Here is a 13,677-nt window from a genome sequence, read left to right on the forward strand (position 1 = left end):
ATCTACCGCGACTAGTGGATTCAGGGCTGCTTCGCAGCCCATCGGGGATAAATCCCCTCACCACAATGACCGTACTGTCCTGTTAGGCTTTACCTGAAACCCCAACCGCGAGGACCCATGGCCCTGCCCAGTCGCCACTCACTTTTCCCCTTCCTGACCTGGCTGCCGCGGCAAACCCGCGCCAGCGTCGGCCGGGATCTGGTCGTTGGCCTCAGCGGTGCCATTCTCGCGCTACCGCAGTCAATTGCCTACGCGCTGATCGCCGGCCTGCCCCCGGAATACGGCCTCTACGCCGCGATCATCCCGGTGCTGATCGCCTGTCTGTGGGGTTCGTCGTGGCATCTGATTTGCGGCCCAACCGCAGCGATCTCGATTGTGCTTTACGCCAGCGTCAGTCCCTTGGCCGTGCCCGCGTCGCAGGACTACATCACGCTGATTCTGCTGCTGACCTTCCTTGCGGGAATTTTTCAGTGGCTGCTGGGGTTGCTGCGCTTCGGCGCTTTGGTGAATTTTGTCTCGCATTCAGTGGTGCTCGGTTTCACCCTCGGCGCGGCAGTCGTGATTGCCATCGGCCAGTTACCCAATCTGCTGGGGCTGGATCTGCCGGCCAAAGCCACTGCGCTGGCCAGTCTGATGGATTTGTTGAACCACCTCAGGGCTGTGGATAAAGCCTCTTTGCTGCTCGGCCTGGCCACCGTGGTGGTTGGCGTGGTGCTGAAACAACTGCTGCCACGCTGGCCGACGTTGTTGATTACGTTGGTGTTGGCCAGCCTGCTGGTGTGGCTGTGGCCATCAATGTTCAGCCATGTACATCGGGTCAGCGCCTTTGTCGGGCGCTTGCCGCCGTTCAGTGGCTTGCCACTGGATCTGGACCTGATCCTGCGCTTGCTGCCGAGCGCGGTGGCGGTGGGCATGCTCGGGCTGGTCACCAGTCTGTCGATTGCCCGTTCGATTGCCGCGCGTTCGCAGCAGTTGCTCGATGCCAATCAGGAAGTCCGCGCGCAGGGTTTGTCGAACATCGTCGGGGCGTTCTTTTCCGGATCGCTGTCAGCCGGCTCGTTCACCCGCTCGGGCCTGAGTTACGAAGCGGGTGCCTGCTCGCCGCTGGCCGGGGTGTTTTCGGCGATCTGGGTCGCGCTGTTCGCGATTTTCGGCGCCGGGCTGATTTCGCACATTCCCATTCCCGCCATGGCCGGGAGCATTCTGCTGATTGCCTGGGGTTTGGTGGATCATCGCGGGATCCGCTCATTGCTTCGAGTCAGCCGCGCCGAGTTCGTGGTCATGGCGCTGACCTGCCTCGCTACGCTGCTGCTGGAATTGCAGACAGCAATCTATGCCGGAGTGCTGGCGTCGCTGTTCTTCTACCTCAAGCGCACCTCGCAACCGCGAGTGCAGCATTGGCGCGAGGGTGAGGAGGACGTGCTGCGGGTCGGCGGCTCGATCTTCTTTGGCGCCAGCCATTACCTGCAAGTGCGCCTGCAGCGGCTGCACGGCACGCGGGTGGTGATCGAAGCGCAGCAGATCAACTTCATCGATTACTCGGGAGTGGAAATGCTGCATCAGGAGGCGCGGCGCCTGCTGCGTCAGGATCGCAGCCTGACCCTGCGCCGGGCGCGGCCGCAGGTGGTGGAGGAATTGCGCAAGCTGGAAGGGCCGGAGAAATGCCCGATCCGGTTTGAGGACTGACCTGCCGGCCATACCAGACCTCTGTGGCGAGGGAGCTTGCTCCCGCTGGCTGCGCAGCAGCCCAAAGCCGGTTGCGGGCGCTTCGCACCCGAGCGGGAGCAAGCTTGCTCGCCACAAAGACTCTGTTATTGCGCCAACTGGCGGCGTAGCTCGGCCAATACCGGCGCCGTATCCGGACGCACCCCGCGCCACAGGAAAAACGCCTCGGCAGCCTGTTCAGCCAGCATCCCCAGACCATCCATCGACACCGCCGCGCCATGCTCGCTGGCCCAACGGCAGAACGCGGTCGGTTCCTTGCCGTACATCATGTCGTAGCACAGGGTCTGGCCCGGCTCGATCAAGCTTGCTGCAATCGGCGGCACGTCGCCGGTGAGGCTGGCGGAGGTGGCATTGATGATCACGTCCACCGGCTCCTGCAACCAGTCGAAACCACTGGCCGACACTGGCCCCAGATCACAGAACAACTCCGCCAGCAGCTCGGCTTTGTCCACCGTCCGATTGGCGATGATCACCGATGCCGGTTTTTCCGCCAGCAATGGCTCCAGCGCGCCGCGCACCGCGCCGCCAGCGCCGAGCAACAAAATACGTTTACCGGTCAGGCTGAACCCGGCATTCACCGTCAGGTCACGCACCAGACCGGCGCCGTCGGTGTTGTCGCCCAGCAGCGAACCGTCGGCCAGTTTGCTCAACGTGTTCACCGCACCAGCGCGTTGTGCACGGGCGGTCAGGCTGTTCGCCAGACGATAGGCCTCTTCCTTGAACGGCACGGTGACGTTGGCGCCACGACCTTCCTGGAAGAACGCCGTGGCGCAGGCACTGAAGCCGTCCAGCGGCGCCAGCAGGGTGGTGTAGTCCAGGCGCTGCCCGGTCTGTTCGGCGAACAGTTTGTGAATCATCGGCGACTTGCTGTGGCCGATCGGGTTACCGAATACGACGTAACGATCCATCAACAGTCCTCAGGCCTGGGCCAACCAGTCGCGGTCTTGCAGGAAGTAGTCGGTCAGGCGCGCTTCCTCGCTGCCGGGCTCGGCTTTGAAGTCATAGGCCCAGCGCACTTGCGGCGGCAGCGACATGAGAATCGACTCGGTACGCCCGCCCGATTGCAGGCCGAACAGCGTGCCACGGTCGTAAACCAGGTTGAACTCGACGTAACGGCCACGGCGGAATTCCTGGAATTCACGCTGTTTGGCGCTGAACGCCTCGTGCTTGCGGCGCTGCACGATCGGCAGGTAAGCGTCGATGTAGGCGTCACCGATGGCGCGCATGAAGGCGAAACTGGTGTCGAAGTCCCACTCGTTAAGGTCATCGAAAAACAGGCCGCCGATGCCCCGCGGTTCGTGGCGATGCTTGATGTGGAAGTAGGTGTCGCACCACGCCTTGTAACGCGGATAGACGTCCGCCCCGAACGGCGCGCAGGCTTGCTCGGCGACGCGGTGCCAGTGGATGCAGTCTTCTTCGTTGCCGTAATACGGGGTCAGGTCGAAGCCGCCGCCGAACCACCAGACGGGTTCTTCACCTTCCTTCTCGGCGATGAAAAAGCGCACGTTAGCGTGGGACGTTGGCACATGTGGATTGTGCGGGTGAATCACCAGCGACACGCCGAGGGCTTCGAAACCGCGACCGGCCAGTTCCGGACGATGGGCGCTGGCCGACGGCGGCAGACCGCTGCCGAACACGTGGGAAAAGTTGACGCCACCCTTTTCGATTACCGCACCGTTCTCGATCACGCGGGTGCGGCCGCCACCACCGGCAGGCCGGCTCCAGGCGTCTTCAACGAAGCGCGTACCGCCGTCCTCGGTTTCCAGCGCGGCGCAGATGCGGTCTTGCAGGTCGAGCAGATAGGCCTTTACGGCGTCGGTGCGGGTCGTCATGGCTTCACCTTGAATCGGGCATAACTACGCGCACGCCCCGCAGGCAGGGGGCGGCGCAAATGGGCGCGTAGCATAACACCGCAGGCAAGCGTGCCGCAGTTGACGAAGATCAAGCAGGGGAGTTGGATAGGGGGCTTACAAACGACCCAAGGAGAGCAGGCAGATGGCAAAGCGTATCCAGTTCCGTGCCCATGGCGGTCCCGAAGTGCTCGAGTATGTTGACTACCAGCCCGCCGCGCCCGGCCCGAATCAGGTCCGGGTGGCCAACAAGGCGATCGGCCTGAACTTCATCGACACCTATTACCGCAGCGGTCTGTATGCCCCGCCAGCCTTGCCGTCCGGCCTGGGCGCGGAGGGTGCCGGCATCGTCGATGCGGTGGGCAGCGACGTCACCCGGTTCAAGGTCGGCGACCGCGTCGCCTACGGCAGCGGCCCGTTGGGTGCCTACAGCGATTTGCACACCCTGCCCGAAGCCAATCTGGTGAAGCTGCCCGACGAGATCAGCTTCGAGACCGCTGCCGGGGTCATGCTCAAGGGCCTCACCGTGCAGTATCTGCTGCGCCAGACCTATGAACTCAAGGGCGGCGAAACCATACTGTTCCACGCCGCTGCCGGGGGTGTCGGTTCGCTGGCCTGCCAATGGGCCAAAGCTCTGGGCGTGAAACTGATCGGTACGGTCAGCTCGAAGGAAAAAGCCGAACTGGCCAAGGCCAACGGCGCCTGGGCGACCATCGATTACAGCCACGAAAACGTGGCAGAGCGGGTGCTGGAGCTGACCAATGGCCAGAAAGTCCCGGTGGTGTACGACGGCGTCGGCAAGGACACCTGGCTGACCTCGCTCGACAGCGTCTCGCCGCGCGGACTGGTGGTGAGTTTCGGCAACGCCTCCGGTGCAGTGGACGGGGTCAATCTGGGGATTCTCGCGGCCAAGGGTTCGCTGTACGTGACCCGGCCAACCCTGGCGACCTACGCCAACAACGCCGAGAACCTGCAGCGCATGGCCGACGAACTGTTCGAGATGATCATCAGCGGTAAGCTCAAGGTTGACATCAGCCAGCGCTATCCACTGGCTGATGCGGCGAAGGCGCAGACCGAACTGTCGGCGCGACGCACCACCGGCTCGACCATCCTGCTGCCCTGATCCACCTTCGGTGGCTTGCCAGTCAGGGTTGTAACGCCCTGGCTGGCAACACCGTTCGAACGCGTTCAACACCTCGGCAGATGACACTCCAACGGTTTCTGCACCAAATGGCCAACCGTCGCGTGATCCGGCGGTTGAACCGCCGCAAGGATTTGCCGCCATTCGGCTGACACCACCCAGTAATCGCCGCGTGCGCGCTGTTCGATGTGCAGCGCGTTGGAGGCGATCGGCATCAGCCCGAAACGCTGGTAAAAGCGCAACTGTTGCGATCTGCACAACGCGGTCACGCCCTTATAGCCGCGTTTGATGGCCCATTCGGTAGCGGCTGCCAACAAACCATTGACCGCGATGGGTAGCTGATGGGGGGTGTAGGAGATCAAGCGGCTGAATTCGACATGGCGCGACAGCGCCGCCGTGGGAGAAACGTGTTGCTGCGCCAGCGATACCCATTCGAACGGTGCCGGAGTCGCCCTCAATACCGCCAGCAGTTGATCGTGGCGATACAGCAGAAAGTGAGTACTGCGCGACTTTATCGCCAGTCTGGTTTCGAGCATCCGCGCCCGTGAAGTCAGCATGTAATGCTGTAGCCGAAGCCGAAATTGTCGATCGATAAACCGGTCGAACTCCTGAGTATCCGCCCCCGCCTCAAGCGTCACGATGCGACACCCGTCATGGTGACTTTTCAACGTCACCTGAAGCGCCCGCAGGTAATCCGTGAGTTGCAAATTCGTAGTGTCCATTCTTTCTCCGCAGACCTTAACTTATCGAAGTGTTTCAAGTGCAGGGAAAGGATGGTTGCTTTTGGCAATTCCGCCACGCCAGAAAATCTGATAATCAGGTGGGAAATATCAATGAATACGGACACTTGGCGACTTTTCCGACATGGAAAACAGCGTCATTGCAGGATGAATCGCAGGCACGCGTAGTCTTCCTCGCCATTCAGGCGAGGAAGACTTACGGTAAAGGTTTTCGACGCAGGATCAGTCGGGACGAATGACCTTGCCGGTTGCCAGATCGCGGATCACGCTGGGGTTCTTGCGCCCCCCCAGTTGGCCGCCGAGGATCAGATCGATCTGCCCACGGAAATACTGCTCGACGCGCAACCGCGTGCGCGCCGCCGGCCGCCCCTGCGGGTTGGCCGAAGTCGAGATCAACGGCCCGACCATCGAGCACAGATCCCGCACCTGCGGATGATCGCTGACCCGCAAAGCCACAGTGTCATGCACGCCCGTCACCCATTCCGGCAACAGGTTCTGATGCGGCACCAGCCAGGTGTTCGGCCCCGGCCAGGTGCTGGCCATGCGGTCGATCCATTCTTGCGGGAAATCTTCGAACAGGAAGTCGAACTGACGGATATTGTCAGCGACCAGGATCAGGCCCTTGTCCACCGAACGGTTCTTGATCGCCAGCAGCCGATCCACTGCCTCTTCGTTCCACGGGTCGCAACCCAGCCCCCAGACGGCTTCGGTTGGATAGGCAATCACCGCCCCGGCGCGAATCTCTCGTGCGGCTTGTTGCACACGCCAACTGTTAACCATGAAAAAACTCTCCGCAAACAGGTTTTGCGCAGTTTACCGATCTTCCCTGTAAAACCTAGCGTGTCCTGGCCAGCCAGCGACCGTTTTCACACACCGCACGGCCGTCCATTTCCAGTTCGGTCAGCGCCGCCAGCACTTTGGGCAACGTCCAGCCACAGCTGTCGGCCAAAGCCTCACTGGTGTGCGGCGCTGCATGCAGCAAGGTAAGCAACGGGTGTCCGGCCTCCGGCATCTCTGTGGATAAAGGCAGCTGCTGCCAGCCGCGCAGGGCTTCGAGGATGTGTTCGATGGTTTCCACCAGCACCGCACCGTCGCGGATCAACTGGTGACAACCACGCGCGCCGGGGTGGTGAATCGAGCCAGGAATCGCATAGACCTCGCGACCCTGTTCCGCCGCCAGTCGCGCGGTGATCAGCGAACCGCTGGCGACACTGGCCTCGACCACCAGCACGCCAAGGGACAGACCGCTGATGATCCGGTTGCGTCGGGGAAAATTGCTCGCCGTCGGGCCGGCATCCAGGGGAAACTCTGAAAGCACCGCGCTGCCAGAGGCGATCATTGCATCGGCAAGGCGTCGATTGCGCTGTGGATAAAATTTTTCCAGTCCCGTGCCAAGCACGCCGACGGTTTGTCCGCCGACGTCCAGCGCCGCTTGATGAGCCGCCGCATCGATACCCAGCGCCAGACCACTGGTGATGACAAAACCGGCCCCGGCCAGGCTACGGGAAAACGCTGCGGCGGTGTCCATGCCCGGACGTGAAGCGCGGCGACTGCCAACCATCGCCAGTTGCGGTTTTTCCAGAATCAGCGGATCGCCGGCCACAAACAACAGCGGTGGCGGGTCGGGAATCTGCGCCAGCAGCGCCGGGTAATCTGCTTGATCCCACATCAGCACATGCTGCTGCGGCTGCTCTAGCCAGCGCAACGCATGGCTCGCGCCATCACGCACTTCGCAACTGCGCCGAGCGTCACTGCACGCCGCCGGCAAACCCAGCGCACGCCAGGCACTGCCCGGCGCACTGATGGCTTTTGACGCCGAACCGAAGGCTTCAAGCAGCTTGGCAAAACGTTTCGGGCCGATTTCCGGCAAGCGGTGCAGGCGCAGACGCGCTTCCAGTTCCGCAGGGGAAATGGAGGTACTGGCAGACAGCATCATGGATCATCCTTGATCGTTATAAGTCCCGAACCATTCGGAACAAGCTGTGGATAACTCTGTTGGTAACTTGTTAAGCCTGCTAAGGATTTCGCACCTTGTCGAGCACCGCCAACGAGCGTGATGCGTTGAGTACGAGGCCGTAACTGAGCTTGTCGTAGGTGCGGAACACCATCAGCAGACCGGCCCGTTCGTCAGGAATTTTCAGCGGCTGGCCGGTGATCCGGTCACGCACGGTTTCCCCGGTTTTCATCACCACCAGCACATTGCCTTCGGCGAGGCCGTCGCGCCTGCCCTTGTTCAGGGTGACCACGTCCATTACGCCGATCTGCGTAACGCCGCGCGGCACGTCGATGATCAGTCCATTGATGTGGGTGCTCGGGGCGCTGGGCATGAAGGTCGAATTGACCGAGCGCTCTTCGCCGCTGAACAGGCGGTCGCCCAGACGCACTTCCTGAGTGGTGCGTTGCAGGGCGAGGGTGGCGACGTCGCCTTCGGTGGCGACGATTTCACCGCCACCGATATCGTCGGCGTTGATCCCCAGGAACTCCTTGGTCTGCGGGTCGGTATAGACCTTGCCCTGGCGGAAGATGCCGTACACCGGCTGGTTCGGGTCGAAATGCCCGCGAGCGAAGATTCGGTCACCGGTGCCGCTCAATACGCGCTCGGCATCGCCGGCGACGATGTACGGCGCCTTGTCGAAGTCCTCGACCTTGTCGACGATGCGGTTGCTCAGCAGAAAGCTGTTGATCGATTTCAGCGGAATGCTCGGAATGGCCTCGGCCACCGGGCTGGTGCGGATGCGTGGCGACAGCTTGATGGTGCCCCGTGACTCGCCGCGCTTGAGGGTCAGTTGCGGCTGGCCGTTGACGTAACTGAGCGTCAGCGTGTCGCCGGGGTAGATCAGGTTGGGGTTTTCAATTTGCGGATTGGCCCGCCACAGCTGTGGCCATTGCCAGGGCTCGCGCAGGTATTTGCCGGAAATGTCCCAGAGGGTGTCTCCCGAAACCACCGTGTATTGCTGTGGAAAACCATCCCTGAGTTGCACTTGCCCTTGCGCAGCCGCGGCCGTAGCCAGAAGCAGCAGGGCGAGTAGTGTTTTCCTCATGCAGCGAATCCCTTTATCATGTGCGTTCGCGTGAACCGTCAGAGCCCCCGTGGCTCGCTACTGCAAATTGCATTAGCTACGCTTCACAACGGTAGCCTGCATCTTCGGACCTGCCAGGCCATCGACCCGACTTTACTCAATACGTGCAGCAATCAGCCTATGGCCATTTTAAACATCCTCGAATTCCCGGACCCGCGTCTGCGTACTATCGCCAAGCCTGTGGCTGTAGTGGACGACGAAGTGCGTCAGTTGGTCGATGACATGTTTGAAACAATGTATGAAGCGCCGGGCATCGGCCTCGCCGCGACCCAGGTCAACGTGCACAAACGTATCGTCGTGATGGACCTTTCCGAAGACCGCACCGAACCCCGGGTGTTCATCAACCCCGAGTTCGAATCGCTGACCGACGAGATGGATCAATACCAGGAAGGCTGCCTGTCGGTGCCGGGTTTCTACGAAAACGTCGACCGCCCGCAGAAGGTCAAAATCAAGGCACTGGACCGCGATGGCCAGCCTTACGAACTGATCGCCGAAGGCTTGCTCGCGGTGTGCATCCAGCACGAGTGCGACCACCTCAATGGCAAGTTGTTCGTCGATTACCTGTCCACGCTCAAACGCGACCGGATCAAGAAGAAACTGGAAAAGCTGCACCGCCAGAACGCTTGATGCCCCTCTTCAAAGGCTTGCTGCGGCAAGCCTTTTTCTTTTTATGAGACTCCTTTCATGACTGAGCCACTGCGCATCGTTTTTGCCGGCACCCCGGAATTCGCCGCCGAACATCTCAAGGCCCTGCTGAACAGCCCTTACGAGATCGTTGCGGTCTACACCCAACCGGATCGTCCGGCCGGTCGTGGGCAAAAACTGATGCCGAGCCCGGTTAAGCAGTTGGCGCAGGAAAATAATATCCAGGTGTTGCAGCCGCCGACCCTGCGCAACGCTGAGGCTCAGGCAGAACTCGCCGCACTGAAGCCGGACTTGATGGTGGTGGTCGCCTACGGCCTGATTCTGCCGCAAGCGGTGCTGGATATTCCGCGCCTGGGCTGCATCAACAGCCACGCTTCGCTGCTGCCACGCTGGCGCGGTGCGGCGCCGATCCAGCGCGCCGTGGAACACGGTGATGCCGAAAGCGGCGTAACCGTGATGCGTATGGAAGCGGGCCTCGACACCGGACCGATGCTGCTCAAGGTCGTGACCCCGATCAGCGCCAACGACACCGGCGGCACGCTGCACGACCGCCTCGCCGAAATGGGCCCGCCCGCCGTGGTCCAGGCGATTGCCGGTCTGGCTGCCGGAACCCTCGAAGGCGAAGTGCAGAACGACAAGCTCGCCACTTATGCCCACAAACTGAACAAAGACGAAGCGCGTCTCGACTGGAGTCGTCCGGCGCTTGAGCTGGAGCGTCTGGTGCGTGCTTTCAACCCATGGCCGATTACCCACAGCACCCTCAACGGCGAAGCGCTGAAGGTATTGGCCGCGACGCTGGCTGAGGGCAAAGGCGCACCGGGTGAAATCCTCAGCGCCAGCAAGGACGGCCTGATCGTCGCCTGCGGTGAGCAGGCGTTGTGCCTGACCCGCCTGCAACTGCCCGGCGGCAAGGCGCTGAACTTCGCCGATCTGTTCAACAGCCGCCGCGAGAAATTTGCCGTCGGCACTGTGTTGGGTGCTGCGGTGGCCGCGCAATGAACCCGCGTCTGGCCGCCGCCAAGGCACTCGCCGCCGTGCTCAGTGGCAAGGCGTCGTTGAACAGCTCCCTGCCAACGCAACTGGACAAGGTCGAAGACCGTGATCGCGGTTTCACCCAGGATCTGGCGTTCGGCACTGCGCGCTGGCAGCCACGGCTGTCGGCACTGGCGGAAAAGCTTTTGCAGAAGCCGTTCAAGGCTGCCGACGCCGATGTCGAGGCGCTGCTACTGGTCGGTCTCTATCAATTGCTCTACACCCGCGTGCCGCCGCACGCGGCGATCGGCGAAACCGTCGGTTGCGCCGACAAGCTGAAAAAGCCGTGGGCCAAGGGGTTGCTCAACGCCGTGCTGCGCAACGCCCAGCGCGAAAGCGAGACGATTTTCGCGGAACTTGAGCGCGACCCGGTGGTGCGCACCGCCCACCCGCGCTGGCTGCAAAAATCCCTGAAAGCCTTCTGGCCAGAACAGTGGGAAGCGATCTGCGCCGCGAACAACGCGCATCCGCCGATGATCCTACGGGTCAACCGCCGGCATCACAGCCGCGACGCCTACCTCGGCATGCTCAGCGACGCTGGCATCGCTGCCACGCCGTGTGTTTACAGCCGCGACGGCATCGTCCTCGAAGCCGCCACCGACGTGCGCAGCCTGCCGGGTTTTGCCGCAGGCTGGATCAGCGTGCAGGACGAAGCCGCGCAACTGGCCGCCGATCTGCTCGATCTGGCGCCGGGCCAACGGGTGCTCGACGCCTGCTGCGCCCCCGGTGGCAAAACCTGCCACATCCTCGAAGCCGAACCGGCGCTGGCCGGTGTGGTGGCCGTGGATCTGGAAGCCAAACGTCTGGTGCGCGTAAAGGAGAACCTTGATCGGCTGGGCCTGAGCGCCGAACTGATCGCCGCTGACGGACGCGATACCGCAGCATGGTGGGACGGCAAGCCGTTCCAGCGCATCCTGCTCGACGCGCCGTGCTCGGCCACCGGCGTGATCCGCCGCCATCCGGACATCAAGCTGACCCGTCAGGCCGACGACATCGCCGCCCTCGCGCAACTGCAAGGCGAGCTGCTCGACACCCTGTGGAAAACCCTCGAAGTCGGCGGCATTTTGCTCTACGCCACTTGCTCGACCTTGCCAACCGAGAACACCGACGTCATCGCCGCGTTTCTCGAGCGCACGCCGGGTGCCCGCGAACTGGATCTGGCGACCACCGCCGGGATCAAGCAGCCCCACGGTCGCCAATTGCTGGCCCAGCAGGGCGGGCATGACGGGTTCTACTACGCCAAGCTGATCAAGATCGCTGCCGCGCGCGGCTAAACGGATTCAACGGAGTGACTGGATGAAAATCATCATCCTCGGTGCGGGGCAGGTCGGCGGTTCGCTGGCCGAACACCTGGCGAGCGAAGCCAACGACATCACCGTGGTCGACACCGACGGCGAACGCCTGCGCGACCTCGGCGACCGTCTCGACATCCGCACCATTCAGGGCCGCGGCTCGCTGCCGTCGGTGCTGCGTCAGGCTGGCGCCGACGATGCCGACATGCTCGTGGCGGTGACCAACAGTGACGAGACCAACATGGTCGCCTGCCAGGTCGCGCACACGCTGTTCCACACCCCGACCAAGATCGCCCGGGTGCGCGAAGCGTCCTACCTCAATCGCGAAGAACAGCTGTTCCAGAATGAAGCGATTCCGGTCGACGTGCTGATCAGCCCCGAGCAAGTGGTGACCAACTACATCAAGCGCCTGATCCAGCATCCGGGCGCGCTGCAAGTGATCGATTTCGCCGAAGGCCAGGCGCAACTGGTGGCGGTGCGCGCCTATTACGGCGGACCGCTGGTGGGTCAACAACTGCGCCAGTTGCGCGAGCACATGCCGAATGTGGAGACGCGGGTCGCGGCGATTTTCCGCCGTGACCGGCCGATCCTGCCGCAGGGCGATACGGTGATCGAGGCCGATGACGAAGTTTTCTTCATCGCCGCCCGTGAGAATATTCGCGCGGTGATGAGCGAAATGCGCCGTCTCGACGAAACCTACAAGCGCATCGTGATTGCCGGTGGCGGGCAGATCGGCGAGCGTCTGGCCGAGGCCATCGAAAGCCGCTATCAGGTAAAGATCATCGAGATGAACCCGGCACGCTGCCGCTATCTCTCCGACACCCTCGACAGCACCGTGGTGTTGCAGGGCAGTGCGTCGGACCGTGACCTGCTGCTGGAGGAGAACATTGCCGACGCCGACATCTTCCTCGCGCTGACCAACGATGACGAAGCCAACATCATGTCGTCACTGCTGGCCAAACGGCTGGGGGCGAAGAAGGTGATGACGATCATCAACAACCCGGCGTACGTCGACCTGATCCAGGGTGGCGACATCGACATCGCCATCAGTCCGCAACTGGCGACCATCGGCACTTTGCTCGCTCACGTACGGCGTGGCGATATCGTCAGCGTGCACTCACTGCGTCGGGGTGCGGCGGAAGCCATCGAGGCGATTGCCCACGGCGATGCGAAGTCGAGCAAGGTCATCGGCCGGCCGATCGAGAAAATCGGCCTGCCGCCGGGCAGCACGATCGGTGCGATCATCCGCAACGAAGAAGTGATCATCGCCCACGACGATACGGTGATCGAAACGGGTGACCATGTGATTCTGTTCCTTGTGGATAAAAAGCATATCCGCGATGTGGAGAAGCTGTTTCATGTGGGTCTGAGCTTTTTCTGATCCTGAATGAGCGGTGCCTTCATTGGCCCCATCGCTGGCAAGCCAGCTCCCACAGGTTTTTCGGTTGTTCACACATGTGATGTGCACCCGAGATCCTTGTGGGAGCTGGCTTGCCAGCGATGGCGGCACCGCAGATCTTTCTGACGCACTAGAAAAGGACTCCACCCATGCTCGAATCCCTGGAAAAAATGCTCGCCAAGGGTGTGGATAACTCATTGCTGCGCTTCGGCCTGGGCAAGGGTTATCTGGATCTGGGAGAGAACGCCAAGGCTGCCGAACATTTTCAGCGCTGCGTCGGCTTCGATCCGAAGTACTCGGCGGCGTGGAAGCTATTGGGTAAGGCCCAGCTTGCACTGGGCGATCTCGCCGCCGCGCGGCAGGCGTGGGAGCAAGGTCTGGAAGCCGCCCGCGCCCATGGCGACAAGCAGGCGGAGAAGGAAATGACCGTGTTTCTGAAGAAGCTCGACCGCCAGGCGCAATAAGTTAGAGATATCGCAGGCCGATGCCCTCGGCATCCACCGTCACCACTTCCATTCGCACCCGTGGCGCGCCGGTGGGCAAATCCTGCACCTGGCCATAAACCACTGCCCCCTTGGGCAATGACGCCAGACGCGGATGCTGCACATACACGCCGGTGGCCGACAGATTGCGCGTCTGCCCCAGGCATTCACCGAAGCTGTCGTGGGTGATCTTGATGCGGAAGGATTTGCGCTGTTCGGACATCTTGTTGCGCCCTTTGATGAACGGTTGTGGATAACTGAAGGAGCAAGATCAAAAGATCGCAGCCTGCG

Annotated in this window: 14 protein-coding genes; 7 read left to right on the forward strand and 7 right to left on the reverse strand. The window is 62.0% G+C overall.

Going from position 1 to position 13,677, the window contains the following annotated elements; all coding sequences use genetic code 11:
• Positions 1-117 precede the first annotated feature (117 nt).
• The gene (locus L6D63_RS22645; RefSeq protein ID WP_131671850.1) at positions 118-1,686 is read left to right on the forward strand and encodes a SulP family inorganic anion transporter; all 1,569 of its coding nucleotides are present in this window, start codon (positions 118-120) and stop codon (positions 1,684-1,686) included.
• A gap of 125 nt (positions 1,687-1,811) precedes the next feature.
• On the opposite strand, the gene aroE is transcribed toward L6D63_RS22645, so the two are convergent.
• Together aroE and hemF are read right to left on the reverse strand one after the other, a co-directional pair.
• Positions 1,812-2,633 carry a shikimate dehydrogenase gene (gene aroE, locus L6D63_RS22650; RefSeq protein WP_047297433.1) on the reverse strand — a complete coding sequence of 274 codons (822 nt, stop codon included), beginning with the start codon at positions 2,631-2,633 and terminating at the stop codon, positions 1,812-1,814.
• Positions 2,634-2,642: 9 nt separating this feature from the next.
• Positions 2,643-3,557 carry an oxygen-dependent coproporphyrinogen oxidase gene (hemF, locus tag L6D63_RS22655; RefSeq protein ID WP_041073630.1) on the reverse strand — a complete coding sequence of 305 codons (915 nt, stop codon included), beginning with the start codon at positions 3,555-3,557 and terminating at the stop codon, positions 2,643-2,645.
• A gap of 163 nt (positions 3,558-3,720) precedes the next feature.
• On the opposite strand from hemF, the gene L6D63_RS22660 reads away from it, so the two are divergent.
• Entirely contained in the window at positions 3,721-4,698 is a 978-nt protein-coding gene (locus L6D63_RS22660; RefSeq protein ID WP_047297432.1) for an NADPH:quinone reductase, read from the forward strand.
• A 65-nt stretch (positions 4,699-4,763) separates the two neighbouring features.
• On the opposite strand, the gene L6D63_RS22665 is transcribed toward L6D63_RS22660, so the two are convergent.
• From L6D63_RS22665 to L6D63_RS22680, 4 genes are all read right to left on the reverse strand, one after another.
• Entirely contained in the window at positions 4,764-5,438 is a 675-nt protein-coding gene (locus L6D63_RS22665) for a hypothetical protein (protein ID WP_131671851.1), read from the reverse strand.
• Between the two features lie 240 nt (positions 5,439-5,678).
• Positions 5,679-6,236 carry an L-threonylcarbamoyladenylate synthase type 1 TsaC gene (tsaC, locus tag L6D63_RS22670; protein WP_007962683.1) on the reverse strand — a complete coding sequence of 186 codons (558 nt, stop codon included), beginning with the start codon at positions 6,234-6,236 and terminating at the stop codon, positions 5,679-5,681.
• A 55-nt stretch (positions 6,237-6,291) separates the two neighbouring features.
• Positions 6,292-7,392: a DNA-processing protein DprA gene (gene dprA, locus L6D63_RS22675; RefSeq protein ID WP_131671852.1), complete on the reverse strand. Its 1,101-nt coding sequence runs from the start codon at positions 7,390-7,392 to the stop codon at positions 6,292-6,294.
• A gap of 79 nt (positions 7,393-7,471) precedes the next feature.
• On the reverse strand, positions 7,472-8,497 hold the full coding sequence (locus tag L6D63_RS22680; RefSeq protein WP_047297429.1) for a LysM peptidoglycan-binding domain-containing protein: 1,026 nt from the start codon (positions 8,495-8,497) through the stop codon (positions 7,472-7,474).
• Between the two features lie 159 nt (positions 8,498-8,656).
• On the opposite strand from L6D63_RS22680, the gene def reads away from it, so the two are divergent.
• From def to L6D63_RS22705, 5 genes are all read left to right on the forward strand, one after another.
• Entirely contained in the window at positions 8,657-9,163 is a 507-nt protein-coding gene (gene def / locus L6D63_RS22685) for a peptide deformylase (RefSeq protein WP_027610272.1), read from the forward strand.
• A 57-nt stretch (positions 9,164-9,220) separates the two neighbouring features.
• Entirely contained in the window at positions 9,221-10,180 is a 960-nt protein-coding gene (gene fmt, locus L6D63_RS22690; RefSeq protein ID WP_131671853.1) for a methionyl-tRNA formyltransferase, read from the forward strand.
• A complete protein-coding gene (gene rsmB / locus L6D63_RS22695) occupies positions 10,177-11,487 on the forward strand; it encodes a 16S rRNA (cytosine(967)-C(5))-methyltransferase RsmB (RefSeq protein WP_131671854.1) in 1,311 nt (436 codons plus the stop codon). The genes fmt and rsmB overlap by 4 nt, the downstream gene beginning before the upstream one ends.
• Positions 11,488-11,509: 22 nt before the next feature.
• The gene (gene trkA, locus L6D63_RS22700; protein WP_003220233.1) at positions 11,510-12,886 is read left to right on the forward strand and encodes a Trk system potassium transporter TrkA; all 1,377 of its coding nucleotides are present in this window, start codon (positions 11,510-11,512) and stop codon (positions 12,884-12,886) included.
• Positions 12,887-13,053: 167 nt separating this feature from the next.
• The gene (locus L6D63_RS22705) at positions 13,054-13,368 is read left to right on the forward strand and encodes a tetratricopeptide repeat protein (protein WP_131671855.1); all 315 of its coding nucleotides are present in this window, start codon (positions 13,054-13,056) and stop codon (positions 13,366-13,368) included.
• A 1-nt stretch (position 13,369) separates the two neighbouring features.
• Here the strand turns inward: L6D63_RS22705 and L6D63_RS22710 are convergent, their stop codons facing one another.
• A complete protein-coding gene (locus L6D63_RS22710; protein WP_007960749.1) occupies positions 13,370-13,609 on the reverse strand; it encodes a PilZ domain-containing protein in 240 nt (79 codons plus the stop codon).
• Between the last annotated feature and the right edge of the window lie 68 nt (positions 13,610-13,677).

It is taken from the genome of Pseudomonas parakoreensis (genome assembly GCF_021602155.1).
GTDB classification, from domain to species: domain Bacteria; phylum Pseudomonadota; class Gammaproteobacteria; order Pseudomonadales; family Pseudomonadaceae; genus Aquipseudomonas; species Aquipseudomonas parakoreensis.